At 75.7% G+C, this 21976-nt stretch carries 13 protein-coding genes; 8 read left to right on the forward strand and 5 right to left on the reverse strand.

Annotated features, from left to right (window positions below; genetic code table 11):
- Positions 1–8 precede the first annotated feature (8 nt).
- Genes BM093_RS01155 through sbnB form a run of 4 tightly spaced genes read left to right on the forward strand, consistent with a single transcriptional unit; the run spans position 9 to position 8843 of the window.
- Positions 9–4244, forward strand: a complete 4236-nt coding sequence (locus BM093_RS01155; RefSeq protein WP_177238205.1) for a Pls/PosA family non-ribosomal peptide synthetase — start codon at positions 9–11, stop codon at positions 4242–4244.
- A gap of 44 nt (positions 4245–4288) precedes the next feature.
- Entirely contained in the window at positions 4289–6775 is a 2487-nt protein-coding gene (locus tag BM093_RS34940; protein ID WP_177238197.1) for a non-ribosomal peptide synthetase, read from the forward strand.
- A gap of 29 nt (positions 6776–6804) precedes the next feature.
- The gene (locus BM093_RS35700; RefSeq protein ID WP_177238206.1) at positions 6805–7782 is read left to right on the forward strand and encodes a TauD/TfdA family dioxygenase; all 978 of its coding nucleotides are present in this window, start codon (positions 6805–6807) and stop codon (positions 7780–7782) included.
- Complete coding sequence (gene sbnB / locus BM093_RS01165) at positions 7779–8843, forward strand: 2,3-diaminopropionate biosynthesis protein SbnB (protein ID WP_093335825.1); 1065 nt, start codon at positions 7779–7781, stop codon at positions 8841–8843. The genes BM093_RS35700 and sbnB overlap by 4 nt, the downstream gene beginning before the upstream one ends.
- Before the next feature lie 25 nt (positions 8844–8868).
- On the opposite strand, the gene BM093_RS01170 is transcribed toward sbnB, so the two are convergent.
- Positions 8869–9369, reverse strand: coding sequence for a hypothetical protein (locus tag BM093_RS01170; RefSeq protein WP_093335828.1), 501 nt, complete (start codon positions 9367–9369; stop codon positions 8869–8871).
- A 103-nt stretch (positions 9370–9472) separates the two neighbouring features.
- Between BM093_RS01170 and BM093_RS01175 the strand changes: the two genes are divergently transcribed.
- From BM093_RS01175 to BM093_RS01185, 3 genes are all read left to right on the forward strand, one after another.
- The gene (locus BM093_RS01175) at positions 9473–10189 is read left to right on the forward strand and encodes a response regulator transcription factor (RefSeq protein WP_093335831.1); all 717 of its coding nucleotides are present in this window, start codon (positions 9473–9475) and stop codon (positions 10187–10189) included.
- On the forward strand, positions 10189–11463 hold the full coding sequence (locus BM093_RS01180; RefSeq protein ID WP_093335834.1) for a HAMP domain-containing sensor histidine kinase: 1275 nt from the start codon (positions 10189–10191) through the stop codon (positions 11461–11463). Before BM093_RS01175 ends, BM093_RS01180 begins: the two co-directional genes overlap by 1 nt.
- Positions 11464–11729: 266 nt before the next feature.
- Positions 11730–12176 carry a PepSY domain-containing protein gene (locus BM093_RS01185; protein ID WP_093335837.1) on the forward strand — a complete coding sequence of 149 codons (447 nt, stop codon included), beginning with the start codon at positions 11730–11732 and terminating at the stop codon, positions 12174–12176.
- 220 nt (positions 12177–12396) lie between these two features.
- Here BM093_RS01185 and BM093_RS01190 read toward each other — a convergent pair whose 3' ends face one another.
- Genes BM093_RS01190 through BM093_RS01205 form a run of 4 tightly spaced genes read right to left on the reverse strand, consistent with a single transcriptional unit; the run spans position 12397 to position 20928 of the window.
- The gene (locus BM093_RS01190) at positions 12397–13395 is read right to left on the reverse strand and encodes a Wadjet anti-phage system protein JetD domain-containing protein (RefSeq protein WP_093335839.1); all 999 of its coding nucleotides are present in this window, start codon (positions 13393–13395) and stop codon (positions 12397–12399) included.
- Positions 13392–18638: a coiled-coil domain-containing protein gene (locus BM093_RS01195; RefSeq protein WP_143105216.1), complete on the reverse strand. Its 5247-nt coding sequence runs from the start codon at positions 18636–18638 to the stop codon at positions 13392–13394. The genes BM093_RS01190 and BM093_RS01195 overlap by 4 nt, the downstream gene beginning before the upstream one ends.
- Positions 18595–19398: a hypothetical protein gene (locus BM093_RS01200; RefSeq protein ID WP_245773218.1), complete on the reverse strand. Its 804-nt coding sequence runs from the start codon at positions 19396–19398 to the stop codon at positions 18595–18597. The genes BM093_RS01195 and BM093_RS01200 overlap by 44 nt, the downstream gene beginning before the upstream one ends.
- Before the next feature lie 6 nt (positions 19399–19404).
- Positions 19405–20928 (reverse strand): serine/threonine-protein kinase, encoded by a 1524-nt coding sequence (locus tag BM093_RS01205; RefSeq protein WP_245773219.1) that lies wholly within the window; start codon positions 20926–20928, stop codon positions 19405–19407.
- A gap of 122 nt (positions 20929–21050) precedes the next feature.
- Between BM093_RS01205 and BM093_RS01210 the strand changes: the two genes are divergently transcribed.
- Entirely contained in the window at positions 21051–21962 is a 912-nt protein-coding gene (locus tag BM093_RS01210) for an alpha/beta fold hydrolase (RefSeq protein WP_093335845.1), read from the forward strand.
- Positions 21963–21976 lie beyond the last annotated feature (14 nt).

A 21976-nucleotide genomic window follows, 5' to 3' on the forward strand; every position in this document is an offset into this window, starting at 1 on the left:
GAGGCCAGGTGCCGCTGCACGCCGGACCCTCCGCCCCGGGTGGCCCGGCGGTGTCCGAACTCGTGCTGGTCGACCGGGAGCAGGCCCAGGGCCGGCGGGTCCGCCGGGACGAGCGCCTGGACCACCTGTTCGAGCAGCGCTGCGACTGGGTGCGCCGCTACGGCCGCCCGGACCGGCTCGCCGTCGACTCCCCCGAGCTGTCCCTGACCTACGACGAGCTCGACTCCCGCGCCAACCGGCTGGCCCGCTACCTGCGGCTGCGCGGGATCCGCGCCGGGGACCGGGTCGCGCTGCTGATCGACGTGCCGGCGCACGCCTACGTCGCGATGCTGGCCGTGCTCAAGGTCGGTGCCACCTACGTCGCGCTGGACGTCACCGCCCCCACCGGGCGGCTGGTCTACATCGTGGAGGACGCCCGGGTCCGGACCGTGCTCGCGCTGTCGCACCTGCAGCAGCGGGTCGACCGGATCGACCTGCTGGCCGCGACCGGCGCCGAACTGGTGCACCTCGACGTGGTCGCTCCCCTGGTCGACGAGCTCGACGGCCGCCGGCTGATCGACGCCGAGCGGGGCGTGGGCGACAACCCGCTGGCCTACATCAGCTACGCCTCGGTCTCCGGCCGCCCCGAGGGCGTCGCGATCGACCACCCGAGCATCTGCAACTTCGTCAAGGTCGCGGCCGAGACCTACGGCATCCGGCCCGAGGACCGGGTCTACCAGGGGATGGCGCTCGCGTTCGACTTCGCCGTCGAGGAGATCTGGGTGCCGTGGGTCAGCGGCGCCACCCTCGTGCCGCGCCCGCCCGGGCCGGGTCTGCTGGGCCCGGCGCTGGGCGGGTTCCTCGCGGCGCACCGGGTCACCGCGCTCTGCACCGTGCCGCACGTGCTCGACACTCTCGACGCCGACCTGCCCGGCCTGCGCTTCCTGCTGGTCTGCGGCAAGGACGGCCGCCCGGAGGCGCTGCGTCGCTGGTGCCGCCCGGGCAGGCGGTTCCTCAACGTCTACGGCCCGACCGAGGCGACCGTGACCGCGACCTGGTCGCAGGTCCGGCCGGTCGGCCCGGTCACGATCGGGATCCCGCTGCCGACCTACAGCACCGTCGTGCTCGACGTGTCCGACCCGTACCGGGCGCTGCCGCACGGGCACACCGGCGAGATCGGGATCGCCGGGATCGGGCTGGCCTGCGGCTACCTCAACCACGACGACCTCACCGAGCAGGTCTTCATCCGCGACTTCCTCGGCATCCCCGGCAACCCCTCGGGCCGGATCTACCGGACCGGGGACCTGGGCCGGGTGAACACCGACGGCGAGCTCGAGTACCTGGGCCGGGTCGACGGCCGGGACCGCGAGCAGCAGCGGTACGGGCCCGGCACCGCCCTGGCCCCGGCACCGGCGGCCGCACCGGCCGCGCCGGTCACCGCACCGGCGGTCGCTACGGCCACTGCGGGCGCTGCAAGCACTGTGAGCACTGCGGGGCACGCGCTCCCCACCGGCCCGGCCGCGGCGCTGGCCGAGGTGCTGGCCGACGTCCTCGGCGCACCGGCCGCGCCGGACCAGCACTTCTTCGACGACCTCGGCGCCGACTCGATGAGCATGGCCCGGTTCTGCGCCGCGGCGCGCAAGCGCGCGGACCTGCCCCCGGTGTCGATGAAGGACGTCTACCGGTACCCGACGCTGCGGGCGCTGGCGGCGGCGCTCGCCGACGACGGGTCCAGCCCGGCCGAGCGGAGCCTGCTCGAGGCACTGGCGCAGGTGCTGGACACCGAGGTCGGGCCGGACCAGCACTTCTTCGACGACCTCGGCGCCGACTCGATGAGCATGGCCCGGTTCTGCGCGGCGCTGCGCAAGCGGGTGGACCTGCCCCCGGTGTCGATCAAGGACGTCTACCGGTACAGCACCGTCCGCGCGCTCGCGACCGGGCTCGGGGTGGCCGGCGGCGCGACGACCGGCGGTCGGGCGGGCGAGGCCGGGCCGGGCGCGGCCGGGGGGAACGGGGCGCCGCTGCCGGACGCGGTCGTCCCCGTCCCGCTGTCGGAACCGGTCGGCACCCCACGGCACGCGCTGTGCGGCGCCCTGCAGGCGCTCACCTTCCTGCTGTACTCGGCGCTGCCGATGCTCGTGCTCTACCGGGGCCTGGAATGGGCGCTGGCCGGGGCCGGTCTGCTCGAGCTCTACCTGCGGGCGGTCGCCGTCGCCGGGGGCGGCTTCCTCGCGCTGTGCCTGCTGCCGATCGCCCTCAAGTGGATCATCATCGGCCGTTGGCGGCCGCAGCAGATCCGCGTCTGGAGCCTGGCCTACCTGCGGTTCTGGATGGCGCGGGCGCTGGTGCGGGCGAACCCGCTGGCGCTGTTCGCCGGGTCCCCGCTGTTCGTGCTCTACCTGCGGGCGCTCGGCGCACGGGTGGGCCGCGGCGTCACCGTGCTGACCCGGCACGTACCGGTGTGCACCGACCTGATCACGATCGGGGACGGCACGATCGTGCGCAAGGACGCGTTCCTGTCCGGCTACCGGGTGCACGACGGCGTCCTCCAGACGGGGCCGGTCACCCTCGGCCGCGACGTGTACGTCGGCGAGAAGACCGTGCTCGACATCGGGACCTCGATCGGCGACGGCGGCGAGCTCGGGCACACGTCGTCGTTGCACGCCGGTCAGTCGGTCCCCGCGGGTGCCCGCAGGCACGGCTCACCGGCGCAGCCGACCGACACCGGGTACCGCGTCGTCGCGCCGGCGGCCTGTCCGCCGCTGCGGCGGGCGGTGTTCGCCACGGTGCAGCTGGTCAACCTGGTCGCGATCGCAGGCCCGCTCGGCCTCGGGGCGGCGTTCCTGCTGCTCACGCACGTCCCGCAGCTGGCCGCGCTGGTCGACACCGGCGTGCCGGCGTTCACCGACGCCGCGTTCTACGGCGAGGTGCTGACCGCCTCGGCGGTGCTGTTCGCCGCCGGGACCGTGCTCGGCCTGCTGGGGACCGGCACCGTGGGGCGGCTGCTGCGGCCGCTGGTGCGCACCGACCGGGTGTACCGGCTCTACGGCACGGCCTACTGGGCACACCGGGTGATCGCCCGCACGACGAACCGGAAGACCCTGACCGAGCTGTTCGGGGACTCCTCGTTCATCGTCGACTACCTGCGGTGGGTCGGTTACCGGCTCACCCCGGTCGTGCAGACCGGGTCGAACTTCGGGATGGCGGTCCGCCACGAGAACCCGTACGTGTGCTCGGTCGGCCACGGGACGGTCGTCGCGGACGGGCTGTCGATGCTCAGCGCCGACTACTCCGCCTCGTCGTTCCGGGTGTCGCCGGTGTCGATCGGCGCCGGGAACTTTCTCGGCAACAACATCGCCTACCCGGCGCAGGGGCGGACCGGGGACGACTGCCTGCTGGCGACCAAGGTGCTGGTCCCGATCGACGGGCCGGTCCGCTCCGGCGTGGGGCTGCTCGGCTCGCCCAGCTTCGAGATCCCCCGCTCGGTGGAGCGCGACACCGGGCTGGAGCTGCCGCCGGACGAGCTGCGCCGCCGGCTGGCCGGCAAGGACCTGCACAACGCGGCCAGCATCGGGCTGCGGCTGCTGACCCGCTGGCTGCACCTCGTCGGCACGCTGCTGCTGACGACCGGGGCGTGGGAGCTCTCCCGCACCGTCGGCGTCTGGGCGTTCCTGCCGCTGCCCGCCGCGACGCTGCTGTTCACGGTCACCTTCTACGTGCTCGTCGAGCGGGCCACCGAACACCTGCAGATCGTCGCCCCGGACGGCTGCTCGATCTACGACCGCGCGTTCTGGCAGCACGAGCGCGCCTGGAAGGTCCCGTCCGAGTCCTACTTCCCGCTGTTCGACGGCACCCCGTTCAAGTCCGTGCTGTGGCGCCTGCTGGGCGTCCGGATCGGCCGGCGGGTGTTCGACGACGGCTGCTTCCTCACCGAGCGGTCGTTCACCGCCATCGGCGACGACTGCACGCTCAACGCCGGGAGCATCGTCCAGTGCCACTCGCAGGAGGACGGCGCGTTCAAGTCCGACCGCACGGTGCTCGGGGCCGGCGTGACGCTCGGGGTCGCCGCGTTCGTGCACTACGGCGTGCACGTCGGCGACGGCGCGGTGCTCGCCGCCGACTCCTTCCTCATGAAGGGCGAGCAGGTGCCCGCCGGGGCCTGCTGGGGCGGCAACCCGGCCGGCGAGATCCACGCCGACCGGTACGCCCCCGCCGCCGTCGCCCCGGCGGCACCACCCGTCGTTCCCGCCCTGCCGGCCGCATGACGGTCCGGCCCACCGTTCCCACCTTCTGTGAAGAGGACCCGCCGATGAAGCCGCAGCAGACCCGACCGCCCCGACCGGCGACCGGCCGGCCCACGCCCCCGACCCCGTCGGTCACCCGGATCCCGCGCTGGTCCACCGAGCCCGTCGGCGGGACCGCCGTGCAGGACACCGCCGTGTACGACACCGTGCTGCCACCCGGCGTGCTCACGGGCCTGGACGGTGTCGAGGCCGGGGCGGCGCTGCTGGCCGCGCACGCCCGGGTGCTCGCCGCGCTCTGCGGCGAGCCGGTGATCGTCACCGGGTTCCGGCCCCGGGCCGGCGCGGCCCCGGAGGCCCGCCGGCTCGACACCGGCGTCGCGACCTGGCGCGAGCTCGTGACCGCGGCCGGGCGCCCGGGCGCCGACGGGGCCGGGTTCGAGACCGTGCTCGACCCGGCCGGTGACGGCGGCGCCCCGGCCGGTGACGTCGTGCTGACCGTCGGGCTCGTCCAGCCGGCCGGGGCCGATGCCGGGTCCGCCACCGGGGGCGCGGTGCTGCGGCTGCGGCACCGCACCGACGTCGTCGACGCCGGTTGCGCCGCCCGGATCGCCGGGTACCACCTCGCCGCGCTGGCCGCGCTCGCCGCCGACCCGGACGCCCCGCCCGCGCAGGGGCACCTGCTCGACGACGCGGAGCTGCACCACCAGGTGACCGGGCGCGACGGCCCGGACCGCGAGCTGCCGCCGTACCGGTTCCACGAGCTGTTCGAGCAGCGGGTGGCCGCGCACCCGGACGCCGTCGCGGCCGAGCTCGGCGACCGGCGGTGGACCTACCGTGAGCTCAACACCCGGGCGAACCGGCTGGCCCGAGCACTGCTCGACCGCGGGCTCACACCGGAGGGCCCGGTCGCCGTGGTGACCGAACGGAACCTGGAGTGGATGGCGGCGGTGCTCGCCGTGTTCAAGGCAGGCGGGGCCTACCTGCCGATCGAACCGCACTTCCCGGCCGAGCGGATCACCACCACGCTGTCCCGGGCCGGGTGCCGGCTGGTGCTGACCGAGCCGGCGAGCCGGGCGCACCTGGACGGGGCGCTGATCTCGCTGCCCGGGATCCGCACCGTCGACGTCGACGACCCGGGCCTGGCCGCGCTGCCCGGCACCGATCTCGGCCTCGTCGTCGGGCCGGACCGGCTCGCCTACCTCTACTTCACCTCCGGGTCGACCGGCGTGCCGAAGGGCGCCATGTGCGAGCACGCCGGGATGCTCAACCACCTGCTCGCCAAGATCGAGGACCTGGGCATCGGCGAGGGGCAGGCCGTCGCCCAGACCGCGCCGCAGTGCTTCGACATCTCGCTGTGGCAGCTGGTCGCGGCCCTGCTGGTGGGCGGGCGGACCGTGCTGGTCCCCCAGGACCTGATCCTCGATGTGGCCCGCTACGTCGACCGGCTCGCCGCGGCGCGGGTGAACGTGGTCCAGGTCGTCCCGTCCTACCTCGAGGTCGTGCTGTCCTACCTGGACGCCCACCCGCACCCGCTGCCGGACCTGCACACGGTGTCGACCACCGGCGAGGCGCTCAAGGCCGAGTCGGCGGCGCGGTTCTTCACCGCCCGGCCGGGCGTGCGGCTGGTCAACGCCTACGGCCTGACCGAGACCTCGGACGACATCACGCACGCCGTGCTGGAACGGCTGCCGGAGCACGGACGCGTCCCGCTGGGCCGTCCGGTGCGCAACACCTCGGTCCGGGTCGTCGACGAGGACCTGCTGCCGGTCCCGCTCGGCGCGCCCGGGGAGATCGTCTGCTCCGGGGTGTGCGTGGGCCGCGGCTACATCGGCGACCCGGAGCGCACCCGGGCGGCGTTCACCACCGACCCGTACCGGCCGGACCGGCGTCTGTACCGCAGCGGTGACCGCGGCCGCTGGCTGCCCGACGGCACCCTGGAGTTCCTCGGCCGCCGCGACACCCAGGTCAAGATCCGTGGGTTCCGCATCGAGATCGGCGAGGTCGAGAACACCCTCGCCCGCGTGCCGGGGGTCCGCGACGCCGCGGTGGTCGTCGCCGAGCGGACCGGCGGGAACGCCCACCTGGTCGCGTTCTACGCGGCGGCCGCGCCGATCGAGGAGGGGCTGCTGCGCGAGCGGCTGTCGGCGTCGCTGCCCGCCTACATGGTCCCCTCGGAGTTCCACCACCGCGACGCCCTGCCGCTCACCGCCAACAGCAAGATCGACACGAAGGCGCTCACCGCGCTGGCCGCCGGGCCCGGTACCGCGGAACCCCCGGCACCCGCCGACGGGTTCGAGGCGCCGGTGGGCCCGACCGAGCAGCGCATCGCCCGCGTCGTCGCCCGGGTCCTCGACCTCCCGGCCGGCCGGGTCGGCCGCCGGGACCACTTCTTCGACCTCGGCGGCACGTCGCTGTCCGCGGTCCGGGTGGTGGTCGGGCTGGACCGGGCGGTGTCGCTGGCCGACATCGCCCGCCACCCCGTCCTCGCCGACCTGGCCGCCGTCGTCGACGGCCGGGTGGAGGCCGCCGCGGACACCGGCCGCACGGTCTGACCGAACCCGCCCGACGACAGGAGAACCCCATGTCCACCCCCTCCGTCCCGTCCGCCCGGCTCACCGCCGAGATCCGCCCGGGCCGGCCACCGCTGCTCCCGGCCGACGCCGTGCGCGGCATGGGCTGGGACGAGTTCCGGGCCGCGCTGCGCGGCCTGGTCCTCGAGCACGGCGCCGTGCTGGTCCGCGGCTTCGGGCTCGCGAACCCGGCCGACGTCGAGGGCGTCTTCCGCGGGCTGGCCGACGGCCTGATGGCCGAGCGGGAGGCGTTCGCCGCGCGCTCGTCCTACGCCGACGGCGTCTACTCGTCCTCGGCCTGGCCGGCGGCCCAGCAGATGTGCATGCACCACGAGCTCAGCTACGCCGGGGAGTTCCCGGGCCTCATGCTCTTCGCCTGCCTGGTCGCCCCCGACGGTGGGGGCACGACCGGCGTGGCCGACTCCGCGCAGGTGTTCGCCGCCCTGCCCCCCGCGCTGGTGGACCGCTTCGCGCGGGAGGGCTGGCAGCTGGTGCGCAGCTACAACGCCGAGATCGGGGCCTCGGTCGCCGACTCCTTCGGCACCGACGACCGCGGCGCCGTCGAGGCCTACTGCCGGGCGAACGCGATCGAGTTCGCCTGGCAGCCCGACGGTGGCCTGTGGACCCGCCAGCACCGCCGCGCCGTCGTGACCCACCCGGTGACCGGCAGGCGGTGCTGGTTCAACCAGATCGCCTTCCTGAACGAGTGGACGATGGAGCCGGAGGTGCGGGAGTACCTGATCGACGTCTACGGACCGGACGGGCTGCCGTTCACGACCCGGTTCGGCAACGGCGAGCCGATCGGCCGCGACGTCGTCGACCTGCTCACCGAGACCTACGAGCAGCACACCCTGCGCGAGCCCTGGCAGGCCGGTGACCTGCTGCTCGTCGACAACATCGCGACCGCACACGGCCGGGACCCCTACCAGGGGGAGCGCGAGGTGCTGGTCGGGCTGGGTGACCCGATGCGGGCCGGTGACCTGCGATGACCGACGTGCGCGCGGCCGGGGCCGCGGTACCGGTGGCGGCCTCCGTCCCGCCGTTCACCGTGATCACCGGCGGTCAGGTGCGACGGGTGCTGCAGGGCCGGGAGCGCGAGGTCGTCGACCTGGTCGCGGACACCTACCGGCTGCACGGTGCCGGGGACACGGTCAACCCGCCGTCGTACTTCCTGCGGTTCCCGGACCGGCCGAGCTCCCGGATCATCGCGCTGCCCGCCTCGATCGGCGGCCCGGCCCCGACCGACGGCCTGAAGTGGATCTCCAGCTTCCCGGGCAACGTCGACGCCGGGCTGCCGCGGGCGTCCGCCGTGCTGATCCTCAACGACCCGGTGACCGGCTACCCGTTCGCCGTACTGGAGAGCTCGATCATCAGTGCCTCGCGGACCGCCGCATCGGCCGCGCTGGCCGCGGAGGCGCTCTCGGCCGGCCGGGCCCGCCCGGCCCGCGTCGGGTTCGTCGGCACCGGGTTGATCGCGCGCTACATCCACACGTTCCTGGCCGGGACCGGCTGGACGTTCGACGAGATCGGGGTGCACGACCTGGCCGCCGGCAGCGCCGAGGGCTTCCTCGGGTACCTGGAACGCTCCGGCACGACCGGCCGGATCCGGACCCACGACGACGCCGAGTCGCTCGTGCGCGCCAGCGACCTCGTCGTCCTCGCCACCGTCGCCGCCCAGCCGTACCTGCACGACCCGGGCTGGTTCGGCCACGCCCCGCTGGTGCTCAACGTGTCGCTGCGCGACCTCGCGCCGGAGATCCTGCTCGCGTCGGCGAACGTCGTCGACGACGTCGAGCACTGCCTCAAGGCCGACACCTCACCGCACCTGGCCGAGCAGCGCACCGGCAACCGGGACTTCCTGGACGGGACGCTGGACGACGTGCTGGCCGGGCGGCTCACCCCGCCGGCCGACCGGACCGTGGTGTTCTCGCCGTTCGGGCTCGGCGTGCTGGACCTCGCCCTCGGGCGGTACGTGCACGACGAGGTCGTCCGCTCCGGCGAGCAGACGGTGATCGACGGGTTCTTCCACGAGCTGAGCCGGCACGGGTAGGTCCTCAGTCCTCAGTCCTCGGTCCTCAGTCCTCCACCACGGTCGTCACCTCGCCCGACGGCGTGCCGTTCGCGCAGCTCAGCGTGACGCGGACGTCGAGGTCGTCACCGTCGAGGAGCACCTGCCCCGGGGCGAGATCATCATCATCCTCGCGCTCGAAGCCCTGGGCCGGGTTCACCGACACCACCCGCGGCACGTCCCCCTCGCAGCGGGCGAGGACCGACCCGGCCCGCCCGGCCGGTACCACCCCGGTCGGTGACGGCTCCGCCGCCGGCGCGGGTTGCGACGCGGGGCTCTGTGGGGCAGGCGACGGTGCGGCCGGGGCCTGCGCCGGGTCCGCGGCGTGCCGGGCCAGCGACGCCTCGACCTCCTCGGCCGCCATCGGCGGCACCGGGTCGCCCCCGGCCAGGCCGCTGCCGATCTGACCGACCGCGGTCAGGCCCAGCAGCAGGGCGCCGGCCGCGGCGGCGACCCACAGGCCGGCCAGGAGCCCGGTGCGGGTGGTGCGCTTGCTCGGTCGGTTCACACCCTCCAGGATGCCCCGAGGGACGGTTAACGCAGCCCTAAAGGGGACACAAGCGACACCCAGGAACGCCCGCGCGCCCGGGCGCGCGGATAGGTTCGGCGTCGTGGCCCAGATCCTGATCGTCGAGGACGACCCCGCCATCCGCGGCGCCCTGATCCGGGGGCTCGGGGAGCGCGGGCACGCGGTGGACTCCGCTCCCACCGCGATGGCCGGTCTCGAGGCGGCCGTCGGGAAGCGCCCCGACCTCGTCGTGCTCGACCTCGGCCTGCCGGACATGGACGGCACCACCATGCTGCGGATGCTGCGCGGCGCGAGCACGGTTCCGGTGATCGTCGCGACCGCCCGGGACGACGAGTCCGAGATCGTCGCGGTGCTCGACGCCGGCGCCGACGACTACCTGGTCAAACCGTTCGCCGCCGCCCAGCTCGACGCCCGCATCCGCGCCGTCCTGCGCCGGCTCGGGGACGGCACGCCGGATCCGACCGTCGTCGTCGGCGGGCTCTCGGTGGACCCGCGGTCGCGGCGCGCGCAGCTCGACGGCGCCGACCTGGAGCTGACCCCGCGCGAGTTCGACCTGCTGCACCACCTCGCCGCCCGCGCCGACCAGGTCGTCAGCAAGCGGGAGCTGGTCACCGAGGTGTGGCAGCAGCCCTACGGCGGCGCCGACAAGACCGTCGACGTCCACCTGTCGTGGCTGCGCCGCAAGCTGGGTGAGACCGCGCAGCAGCCCCGCTACCTGCACTCGGTGCGCGGGGTCGGGGTGCGCCTGTCCGCCCCCGACCCGACCGGCACGGACCCGGCCGGCACGGACGGGGCCTGATGCGCCGCCGGATCCTCGCGCTCGTCGGGGCCACGGTGCTGCTGGTGCTGGTCGCGTTCGCGGTGCCGCTGGCCGCCCTGATCCGCACCGTCGCCGAGGACACCGCCCTGACCGCCGCGACCGCGCAGGCGCAGAGCCTGACCCCGGTCGTCGCGACCGCCGACCGCAACACCATGCAGCCGACCGTCGAGCTGGCCGACGAGCGCGATCCGGCCGACGTCTCGGTGATCCTCGCCGACGGCACCGTGCTGGGCGCGCCCGCGCCGCGCAGCAGCCTGGTCGAGCTGGGCCTGCGCGGCGTGAGCGCCTCGACCGACGCCCCGGGCGGGCGGGAGATGGTGTTCTCGGTGCAGGGCGCGGCCGCCGGCAACGGCGTCATCCGGGTGTTCGTCCCCGACGACGAGCTCACCCGGGGCGTGACCCGGTCCTGGTTGCTGCTGGCCGGGCTCTCGGTCGTGCTGCTGGCGGGGGCGCTGCTGCTGGCCGACCGGCTGGCCCGCTCCCTGGTCGACGCCACCACCGACCTGTCCGGGGTCTCGGAGCGGCTGGCCCGCGGGGACCTCGCCGCGCGCGCGGACCCGGACGCCCCGGCCGAGCTCGGCATCGTCGCCGGCGCGCTCAACGGGCTCGCCGGCCGGATCTCGGAGCTGCTGCGCGAGGAACGGGAGAACGTCGCCGACCTCGCGCACCGGGTCCGCACCCCGCTCACCGCGCTGCGCCTGGACGCCGAGGCGCTGCGCGACCCGGACGACGCCGTCCGCATCTCGTCCGGTGTGGACGGTGTGCAGCGGGCCGTCACCGGGGCGATCGAGCAGGCCCGGCGGCGCGGCGGAGAGGGCCGCTCGGCGGACGCGGCGGCGGTCGTGCGGGAACGGGTCGAGTTCTGGCAGGTGCTCGCCGAGGACACCGACCGCGCGATGACCCTGGACCTCGCCGAGGGACCGCTGCCGGTGGGCTGCGCGCCCGGCGACCTGGAGGCCTGCGTGGACGCGTTGCTGGGCAACGTCTTCGCCCACACCCCGGACGGCACGGCGTTCGGCGTCGAGCTGACCGGCCGTTCCGGCGGCGGCGCGCGCCTGGTCGTGTCCGACCGGGGCCCGGGCCTGCCACCGGGCGCCGACCCGACCTCGCGCGGGGTCAGCGGCGGCGGCTCGACCGGCCTCGGCCTCGACATCGCCCGGCGCACCGCCGACCAGGGCGGCGGCCGGCTGACCCTGCACAGCCCGCCCACCGGCGGCCTGCACGTCGAGCTGGAGCTCGCCGCCCCCGCGTGAGGAGCACTCCCCGCACCCACACCGCACAGGTTCCGGTGCCGCCGCACCGGCCCGGTCCTGTGCGGCGCCCACCGGACCTGTGCGGCAGCGGTGCCGTCCCCGCCGGGGCGCCGGGGCGCCGGGTGCGACCACGATCACACCGTTTCCGCAGGTCCTAACGTTGCCTTAGGGATCACGCAGCGCGGCCTTGGGGCGCGCGACGGCATCGTCGTACCTGTCACCGGGACAGCCCCGGAGCACCGGAACGACACGGAGGAAGATCCACGATGCGTAGCCCGATCACCGTCGCCGCCCTCGCCGCCACCGGCCTGCTGCTCGTCGGCGGCGGGACCGCCCTGGCACTCGGCGGTGACGAGCCGACGGTCGCCGTGAACCCGGCATCGATGTCGGCCGAGGCGCAGCCCGCGGCCGCGCCGCAGCAGGCCGGAGCCCCGCAGCCGATCGTCGACCGCGCCACCGCCGAGCGGATCGCCCTCGAGCGGGCCGGCGGCGGGCAGATCGTCGAGGTCGAGTTCGACCGTGCCGACGACGACCGCGACGACGCCGATGACCGGGACGACCGCGACGACCGCGACCACTGGGAGATCGAGATCCGCAACGGGGCGGCCGAGCACGACGTGGACGTCGACGCCGCCACCGGCGAGGTCCTCGACCACGACATCGACCACGACGACCGCGATGACGACGACCGGGACGACCGCGACGACGACTGATCCGCCCCGGCGATCGGCTCCCCCGTCCCGACGTACCCGCTCCCGCACACGCCGGATGTCCGGCCTCCGGGTCCAGCTCGGCCGCCGGTCCGGCTCGGGCTCGTAGCGGACCCACCCGGCATCCCCTCTCGGCATCCGCTTCCGGCACCGGGGCCGGGCGGGTGTCGGATCGGCTGACCGGCGCCCCGGCCGTCACCACGACGGCCGGGGCCGACCGGGGTCAGCCGACCTCGAGGCCGGCGCGCCAGTCCCGGTCCGCCACGAGCACCCGCCGCCCGACGGCCTCCTGGGCGAGCCGCTGCCCGGCGGCGAACAGATCCCGGACCGGCCCGCGCTGCGCCGGCTCCAGCCAGTCCACATCGGAATGATCGGCGGCGCCGGCCGGGGCCGGGCGGCCGTGCTCGAGCAACGCCCGGTACAGCCCGGTCGCCGGGCGGACCGGTGGCAGCCCCTCCGCCTCCCCCAGCACCGACGCCCGGGCGGGGATCCGCAGACCCGCGGCGTCGAGGTCACCGAAGTAGCGGATCGCCACGGGCGGGGCGTCCGCCAGGGACAGCACCGAGGACGTGAACGCAGTGCCGGCGCCCCAGGCCACCGCGCCGACCGGGCCGGGGTCGGGGCGCAACGCCCGCACCAGGGAGTGCACGGTGTCGGCGTTCTCCACCACCAGCAGCACCGGGCCCTCGCCCACCGGTTCGCGGTGCAGCGGCAGCCGCACCCGCACCGCCCGCAGGATCTCCGGCGTCAGCGGTGCGGGCAGCCCGGCGTCGAACGCCTTCTCGTCGCCGGTGATCTCCAGCGCCCGTTCCCGCAACGGCACGACCTCGGCCCGGGTGCCGCCGGCGAACAGCCACCGGTTGACCAGCCGCACCGTCTCCGACGGCGCGCGCACCCCGGCCGCGGCCGCGAGTTCGGGATGCCACGGCTCGGCGGCCCCCGTCCCGGCGGACCCTGCCCTGTCGGACGCAGCCGCCGGACGGGTCAGCTTCACCGACCGGGGCAGCGGCGGGGTGCCGTCGTCGGCCGCCCGCGAGGGGACGAGCTCGCCCGCCGCGGCCAGCTCGGCGATCGCGTCGGCGAGCAACCGCCGGGCGTCGACCGACCCGTGCGCCGACGGCACCGCCTCGGTGAACGCCCGCCACAACCCGGCCCGGTCGATCCGGGTCCGGCCGGTCGCGCGCAGGAGCGCCACGAGCTCGCGGGCGCCGGGCGCGGTCACGATCCGCTGTCCGCTGTGGAGGGCCGATGGGCGCCGTCAGCAGCATCCGCCTCGACACCGTCCGTGCCGGAATCGGCAACCTCGGGACCGCCGACACCGGCGGCGTCTGCTCCGGCGGCGTCTGCTCCGGAAGCATCGGAACCGGCGGCGTCCGCGTCGGCCGTGTCCACACCGGCAGCGTCGGCGTCGGCCGTGTCTTCACCCGCTGAGTCCGCGTCGGCACCGGCACGATCGGCACCGTCTGCACCAGCAGCGTCGAAACCGGCAGCGCCCACGTCGGCAGTGTCCGCGTCGGCAGCGCCCGCGTCGGCAGCGGCCGCACCGGTCGTGCCCGCGTCGGCAGCGTCCGCACCGGTCGTGTCCGCACCCGTCGTGTCCGCACCGGTCGTGTCCGCGTCGGCCGTGTCCGCGTCGGCCGTATCCGCGTCGGTCGTGTCCGCGTCGGTCTGGTCGGCACCGGCCGGGTCGACATCGGACCCGACGGCATCAGACACCGCAGCGGTCGTAGCCACAGCGACCCCGTCGACGTCGGACCCGCCGGTCCGACCGACCCCGCTACCGGCATCGGACGATTCGACCGCGACCGCCCCGGCGCCGCCGTCGTCCACACCAGACGTCTCCGCCCCCTCGCCCGCGGTGCCGGCCGACCGGGTGTCGGGGAGCGCCTCCGGACGCCGGTAGACGCGGGTCGCGCTGATCCGGCCGCCACCCTCCGCGCGGTCCGGGACCGAGTGCGCGACGCGCTCGTCGACCGACAGGTACTTCCGCCCGGCGCGCAGGTCGGCGTCGTTGCGCAGCCGGATCAGTAGCGGGAACCCGGAGAGCGCGCCGGCGTCGAACAGGCCCGTGGTGTAGACGAGCTGAACCCCGAGCGCCTGCGCGACACCGAACTGCAGCTCCAGCAGGTACCCCGCCGAGGCCCGACCGATCGGGTTGTCCAGGAACAGCACGCCGGAGTGCCCCCGGCGGCCGTGCCCGCGCTGGTGCGCCCGCAGCGCCGCCATCGTGCAGTACAGGACGATCGCCGCGGTCAGCTGCTGCCCACCGGAGAACACGTCCTTGATCGACGAGACCCGCAACCGCTCGGTGCGCAGCACGGCGTCGGGCTTGAGCATCTCCACCCGCACGCCCTTCGGCATGGCCGCCCGGACCCCGCGCAGCAGCATCGACATGCCGTCGCGCCGGTCCCGGGAGCGCGACGAGCCGGCCGCCGCCTCGGCGGTGCGGTCGACGACGACACCGAGCTCGTGCCGCAGCGCGGCGTCGTCGAGCTCCTCGAACCGGATCCGCAGGAACTGCTGGCCGGACCAGTCGCCGAGACCGTCGGGCAGCTGCGAGAGCTTCTGGGCGAGCCGCACCGTCCGCAGGGCCTCACCGACCATCCCGGACAGCCGGGTCACGATTCCGGAGCGGTGCCGGTCGATGTTGCCCAGGTCGTCGTCGAGCGAGCGCAGCCGCGGACGCAGGGCCTCGATCCACTCCCGAGCCAGGGCGGGCATCTCGGAGCGGTCGACCCCGCCGATGTGCCGGTGCACCGGCGACGACAGCGTCGCGAACCGCGGATCCTGGGCGAAGCGGGCGACCGCGTCCACCCCGGCCTGCACCTTCCGCTCGGCGCGGGACCGGTCGGCGGCCGCCTCCCGCAGGCGGGCCTGGTGCTGCTTCAGCCCGGCGACGGCGTCGTCGACGTCCCCCTCGAACGGCACACCGCCCGGTTCCGGGGTCTCCTCGAGCCCGTCGACGACATGGCCGAACCCGCGGGCGAGCTCGGCCGCGGTGCGGTGCGCCTCCTCCGCGGCCTGCCGGACCCGGCGGGCCCGTTCCAGCGTCGTGCCGGCCGCGTCCAGATCCGCCGCGGCCCGGGCCACCAGCTCGCGGCCGTGCTCGGCATCGCGGGGGGCCTCGTACGGGTCGATCGGCCGCTCGTCGGTCCCGAACCGCTCCAGCTCCTTGCGGGCCACGGCCAGCTCGGTGGCGGCGTCGGCGCGGCGGCGCTCGGCGTCGGCGTAGGCCGAGCGGGCCTGCTCGGCGGCGGCCCGCCGGCTCGCGGCGTCGGCGCCGTCGGGGGTGTGCAGGAACGCCGTCGCCGCCTCCACCACCGACCGGGGCAGCCCGTCGACCGTCACCCGCTTCGCGGCGGCGTCGGCCTCGGCGCGTTCGAGCGACCCGCGCAGGTCGGTGTCGACGGCGGCCGAGGCGTAGGCGTCGCGGGCCCGCTGGAACGCGTCGCGCAGTTCCGGCAGCGGGGTGTCCGGGGCGGACTGCGGGTCCGGCGACTCCTCCGACGCCGGTGTTCTCTTCGACTCCTCCGGCGTCGGTGTCCTCTTCGACTCCTCCGGCGTCGGTGTCCACTTCGACTCCTCCGGCGTCGGTGCCCCCTTCGACTCCTCCGGCGTCGGTGCCCCGTCCACGGGCAGGGCCGCCGCCTCGTCGCGGGCGTTCGCGGCGATGCTGCGCTGCCGGTCCCGGGTCTGCTGGGCGGCCGCGGCCTCCCGCCCTGCCTGCTCGGCGGCCGCACCGGCCGCGTCGGCCTCGGTCCGCAGCCGGGTGGCGTCGGCGGTGCCGGTCCGCTCCCGCTCCTCCAGCCCCGGGCGGCGCTCGAGCTCCCCGCGCAGCGCCGCGAGCGCCTCGGCCCGGCGGCGGGTCTCGGCCACGGTCCGTTCCAGCCCGGGCCGGTCGGTGGTGAGCCGGTCGGCGCGCTCGTCGAGCGCCACGACCTCGGCGACGGTCGCGGAGTGCGCACCGACCGCCTCGTCGCGGGCACGGACCGCGTCCGCCGCGGCACCGGCGAGCTCGTCGAGCGTCGGCCGGCGGTCCCGCAGCGCGGCGAACCGGTCCCGCAGCCGCCGGTCGTCGTCCAGGGTGGACTCGAGCATCGCGAGCCGGTCGGCGCGCTCGGCGGTCTCCGCCGCCAGGCGGACCCGGACCTGCTCGGCGGCGTCCTCGTCGTGCAACGCCGGGTTCGGCGGGACGACCAGCTCGATGCCCGGCGCGGCAGCGGTGTCGGCGTTCAGCGCGGCCGTGGCCCCGACCGCGACCAGGCAGGCGGGCAGCAGCCGGGCGTCGTCGAGCACCGCGCGGGCCCGCGCGGCGTCACCGGCGTCGTTGAGCAGCACCCCGCCGGCCAGGTGCGGCAGCCGTTCGAGCACACCTCCGCGGTCGCCCGCCGGGAGCATCGCCAGGTAGCGGCGACCGGACCAGGCGGTGATCCCCGCCTTCTCGAGTACCTCGAGCACCGACTCGATCTCCGGTGGGTCGGGGAGCAGCCCGCCGTCGCCGAGGGCGTGCAACGCGCGCTCGTCGCGGCGCTGGTCGCCGAGCAGCACGGTCCGTTCCCGCTCCGCGGCGCGGATCGCGGCGGTGAGGGTCTCGACGACCAGCGCCGCGTCGGCGTCCGGGCGGACGGTGTCCACCCCGAGCAGCTCGGCCGGCCGGGGCTCCGCGGCGAGTTCCTCGCTCTGCGCCCCGGCCGCGTCCCGGGCGGTCTCGGCGGTCGCCGCCGCGGCGCGGGCGCCGGCCGCTTCCTCCTGGGCCGCGGTGCGCCGGGTCTCGGCGGCGCGGCGCTCGTCGCGGATCGTGGCGGCGGTGGTGTCGGCCTCGGCCAGCGCGGCCGTGGCCGCACCGGCCGCGGTGTCGGCGGCGTCCGCCGCGGCCTCGACGTCGCCGGGGCCGGACCCGGCCGGAAGGTGCCCGGCGACGACCGCCGCCTCGATCCGCCGGTCCAGGTCGGTGAGCGAGTCCCGGGCCTGGGACGCCGCGCTCTCGGCCCGGACGGCGTCCGCGGTGCGCTCGACCTGCTCCCGGTGGGCCGCGCCGGCGCGGTCCTCGGCGGCGGAGCGGGTCTCCTCCGCCACCGCCGCGGCGTCGTCGGCCTCGGCCGCGGTCCGCAGCAGCGCCGCGGACAGCTCGCGGGCGGCGTCCTGGCGGGCCTGCAGCGCCGGGCGGGCCTTCTGCTCCTCCTCGTCGACCCGGGCGCGCAGCCGGGCGGCCTCGGCCGCGGCGACCCGGTGGGCGAGCACCGGTTCGACGGCGTCGCGGGCGGTGGAGACGGCCGCGGTCTCGTCCCGTTCCCGGGTGGCCGCGTCGGCGACCCGCTGGGCCGCCTCGACGGTCAGGCCCGCGGTCAGCCGGCGCAGCTCGTCGACGGTCTCCTGCAGCCGTTCGGACGCCCGGGCGGCGGTCTGCTCGGCCTCGACCGCCTGCTCGGCCTCGCCCTCGGTCGTGCGGGACCGGGTCTGCTCGGCGATCCGGCGGGCCGCGATCTGCGACGCGGTCGTGCGCAACGCGTCCCGGGCCGCCGTCTCGGCCTCGCGGGCCGTGGCGGCGGCCTCCTCCGCGGAGACCATCGGTTCCAGCAGCGACAGCGTCCCGTCGACGAACTCGCGCTCGGACTCCAGCTCCTCGCGCTGGGCGAGCCGGTCGGCGTAGCCGGCGACGAGCTCGGCCACGTTCTGCGGTTCGGTCGGGTCGAGCACCGCGCGCAGCAGGAAGTCGACGAACGCCTCGTCGCTGGAGAACGAGAACGCCTCCGCGGCCTCGCCCTCACCGGCGTTCATCGCCCGCTGGTAGCGGAACAGCTCGGGGTCCAGGCCGAGGTCGACCAGGTGCCGCGTCCAGTCCCGGTGCCCGGTCTCCCAGACCAGCTCGGTCCCGGGGTGGTCGCGGTGCGCGGTGTGCAGCCGGTCCTTGAACGCCGCGAGGGTGATCCGCTTGCGCTCGTGGGTGAACGGCAGCTCGTCCATCCCGTACCCGGGCACCGGCCGGAACGCGTACCAGGCGTCGGCCAGTTTCTCCGGGTCCGACGACGCCACGTGCCCGCGCCACTCGGACGCCTTGCCGGTCACCAGCAGTGCACCCGTCCCGACGTGCACCCACTCGCAGACCACGTGCGCGACGTCCTCGGCGAGCACGAAGTTCTCCAGCACGGTCGTGCTGGTCGTGCCGACGACCTGACGGCGCCCCGGCAGCAGCACCGAGAAGATCAGCTTGAGCAGGACGGACTTGCCACCGCCGTTCTCCAGGAACAGCACCGAGGCCGGGGAGGGCCGCCGCGGGGTGCTGCGGTCGAGCGTGTCCGGCGCGAACAGGTCCTCCTGCACCGCGGCCTCGATCGGACGGCCGATGCCCCGCAGGTCGAGCGTGACGTCCTGGAAGCGGGCCGCGGTCGGCCCGACCGAGAACAGCCGGACCCGGGCGAGCTCATACATCCGCGCCGCCTCCGGCTCGTGAGTGGTTGTCGTCATCAGGACCGCGATCGCCACTCACGAGCGACGGGGTCGCGCTGCCGGCGGGGAGCACGTTCAGCGAGAGCAGCTCGTCGAACGTGCGCTGCGCGGCCAGTTCGCGGACCTGCACCTGGTAGCGAGGTGTCGTCCGGTAGGCGCCCTCGGCGCCGACGGGGACGAGGAAGCCCTGGTCGGCGAGGAACCGCAGGGCCTTGCCGACGATGCCGCGGGTGGTGGACTCCCCGGCCCGGCCGTCCTTGGTCGCCGTGGCCTCGGGACGGCGCTGCCAGACCCGCCAGACCTCCTCGAGCTGCGGCGCGTCCGACTCGGGGTCGGCCGGCCCCGCCGCCCGCTCGTCGAGGACCCGGCACGCCTCGCGGACCGCGCCGTCGACGAGCTCCACCGAGACCCGCCCGACGTAGGAGTCGTCGCCGAGGTCGTCGGGGCGGGGGAACGCCAGCGCGGCCACGGCGAGGTGGGCGATGCCGTGCAGCACCTTGTCCGCCTGCCGGTTCGCCAGCGCCGTGCGGCGGGCGTAGGAGTCCATCCGGATCTCGAACACCGAGCCCTCGGTCGCGGCCAGCACGATGCCGGGCGCGCTGTCGACGGCCAGCACCACCAGCCCGAGCCCGGACGCCACCCGCTGCACGGTGTCGCGGTAGTCGTCGTCCTCGCGGTAGCGGCGCACCAGGTCGGCGTAGTCGGGATCGCGGCCGGGCAACGCCTTGGGCCGCATGCCGAACGCGACGAGCCGGGCCGCGGCCTCCGCGTCACTCATGCCCGCTCACTCCTCGCTCGTCCCTCGATCGCCGGTGACACGCCCGCCGGTGACACGCCCGGCAGTGACACGTCCGGCGGTGACACGTCCGGCGGTGACGCCGGCGACCGCCAGCAGCAGGTCCGCGCCACCGAACTCGGGGTCGGCGAGCACGGTGCCGTCGTCGACGGCGATCAGCACCGACGGGTCGCCCTGGGTGCGGGCCGTCCCGATCGCCGTCCCGACGGCGTGCACCGCGCGCAGCGCGACCAGCTGCGGCAGGTCCTCCCCCGCCGTCCGGGCCCGCGCGAGCGCATCGGAGAGCCGCACCGAGGCAGTGTCTCCGTCCCGCCCGGCCCGGGGCAGGACGTCGTCGGTGGCCGCCCAGGTGTCCGCGCCGAAGCGCTCGGCGGGCTGCGGGGCCAGCTCCGGTTCGGGGACCTCGGAACCGAACGGGTCGCGGTCGGTCGGCGGGGTCAGCAGCGTCTCCACCAGCCCGCCCAGGCTGGGCACCACCGGGTTCGACACCCCGGTCCCGGCCGTGAAGAACGCCGCCACCGGGTCGTGCGCCGCGCTCACGGTGAGCCCCAGCGACGGCCGCAGCAGCTGCCCGAACACGTCGACCGACGGGCGCTGCGGCCGGCCCGAGAACTGCTGGCGGTCCTGCTCGGCGCGGAACGCGGCCCCGGCCTCCTGCAACCGGGCCTGCAGCTGGGTGTGCCGCTGGATGCAGTCGTCGACGACCTCGACCAGCTCCGCGGCCTGCCGGCGGCGCCCGGGCTCGGTGGCCTCGTCGCGGGCGTCGGCGATGTTCGCCTTGATCATCGTCTCGGCCCGGTAGCGGGCCTCGATGTGGGTCAGGGCCTCGTTGAGCAGCGCCGGGACGGCGTCGAGCCAGTCCACCGACCGGACGTCGCGCCGGGTGGCCTCGAGCTTGCGGCGCAACGACTCGGCGTACTGCACGGTGCGGTAGCGGGCCTGCTCGGCGGCGAGCCGGGCGTCCCCGAGCCTGCCCCGCACGATCAGGGTCTCCAGCTTGGTCTCGGCCGCCTCCTGTGCGGACTCGACGTCGGTGTCCAGCGCCCCGACCAGCACGTTGATCGCCTCGTCGGAGGCACGCAGGTACACGCCGCCGTCCGGCGCGGCGACCTCGACCAGCAGCTTGAAGTCGAACCGGCGGCGCACGTAGTTGCCCTCGGCGTCGGACCCGCCGTACTCCACGGCGAACCCGCGGTCGATGCTGCCCACGTTGACCAGGTTGTCGATCACCCACTGGGCCACCCGGGCGTGCTCCTCGCGCGGGGCGTGCGGCACCTGGGCACCGACGAAGGGCAGCAGCCGCCGCACGACCTCGCCGTGGTCGGCACCGTGGTCGAAGTCCATGGCGAGGGTGACCTGGTCGATCGCCTGCAGCCCGATCTCGGCCATCTGGTAGCCGACGGCGTCCCACTCCAGACGGCCCTTGCGGGCGTCGAGGTCGTGCAGCGGCGCCGTGCAGGCCAGCGCCTTCAGCCGGCGCGCCACTCCCTCGTCCGGGCTGATGGTCGACACCCCGACGACTGTAGTTCGGCGGCCCGCGCGCCCGACGACACCACCGGCCCCCGTCGTGACCGGATATACTGATCCGGTCATCCCGTCACCGATGCCCGCCGTGCGGGTGGAGGCAGGTCGTCATGGCCCTCACGCCCGCCGGCTCCACCGAGCGGACCCTCGACCTCGGTCACGGGCCGCTGCGCGTCCTGTACTCGGTCGCCGACCCGGCCCCGCCGGGCATCCCGTTGCTGCTGGTCCACGGCGGTGGGACCGACAGCGCCGCGATCTCCTGGTACGAGGCGTACTCCACCTTCGGGCCCGGCCGCCCGGTGGTCGCGCCGGACCTGCCGGGATTCGGCGGCAGCACCGGGGTCGCGCCGGTGGGCGGGCCGGACGCCCTCGCCGACGTCGTCGCCGGGGTCGCGGACCGGCTCGGGCTGCGACGCGTCGTCGTCGGCGGGATCTCGATGGGTGGCGACGTGGCGCTGCAGCTCGCCCTGCGCCGGCCGGACCTGGTCGAGGCGCTGGTGCTCGTCGCGCCCGGCGGACTGACCCCGCTGCTCGGCAACCGGGCACTGCAGTTCTCGTCGTGGCTGGCCGCGCAGCTGCCCGACCCGGTGCTCGTCCCGCTCGCCCGGATCGCCAACCGGTTCGCCCGCTCGGCGCTCCGCCGGATGGTGCGCAACCCCGAGGGCCTGCCCGCCGAGGTGGTGGACGAGTTCGTGCGGGAGGCGCGCCGGCCCCGGGCGGGCATGGGCTACGCGCGGTACAACCAGGCGACGCTCGGACCGCGGGCGATGCGCAACGACCTGCAGCCGGTGGTCGGGCGGATCACCGTCCCGGCCCTGTTCCTGCACGGCGCCGACGACCCGATGGTCGATCCGGGCGACTCGCGCCGCGCGGCCGCCGCGATGCCGGACGCCCGGCTGGTCACGCTGCCCGGCTGCGGGCACTGGGCCCAGTTCGAGGCACGGGAGCGCGTCGCCCGCGAGGTGCAGGAGTTCCTGGCCGGCCTCGACCGCCGCCGGGACACCGCGGGCGCGCGGCCCTGACCCGGCGCCGGTCC

The sequence above is a fragment of the Pseudonocardia ammonioxydans genome (assembly GCF_900115005.1).
Lineage (GTDB): Bacteria > Actinomycetota > Actinomycetes > Mycobacteriales > Pseudonocardiaceae > Pseudonocardia > Pseudonocardia ammonioxydans.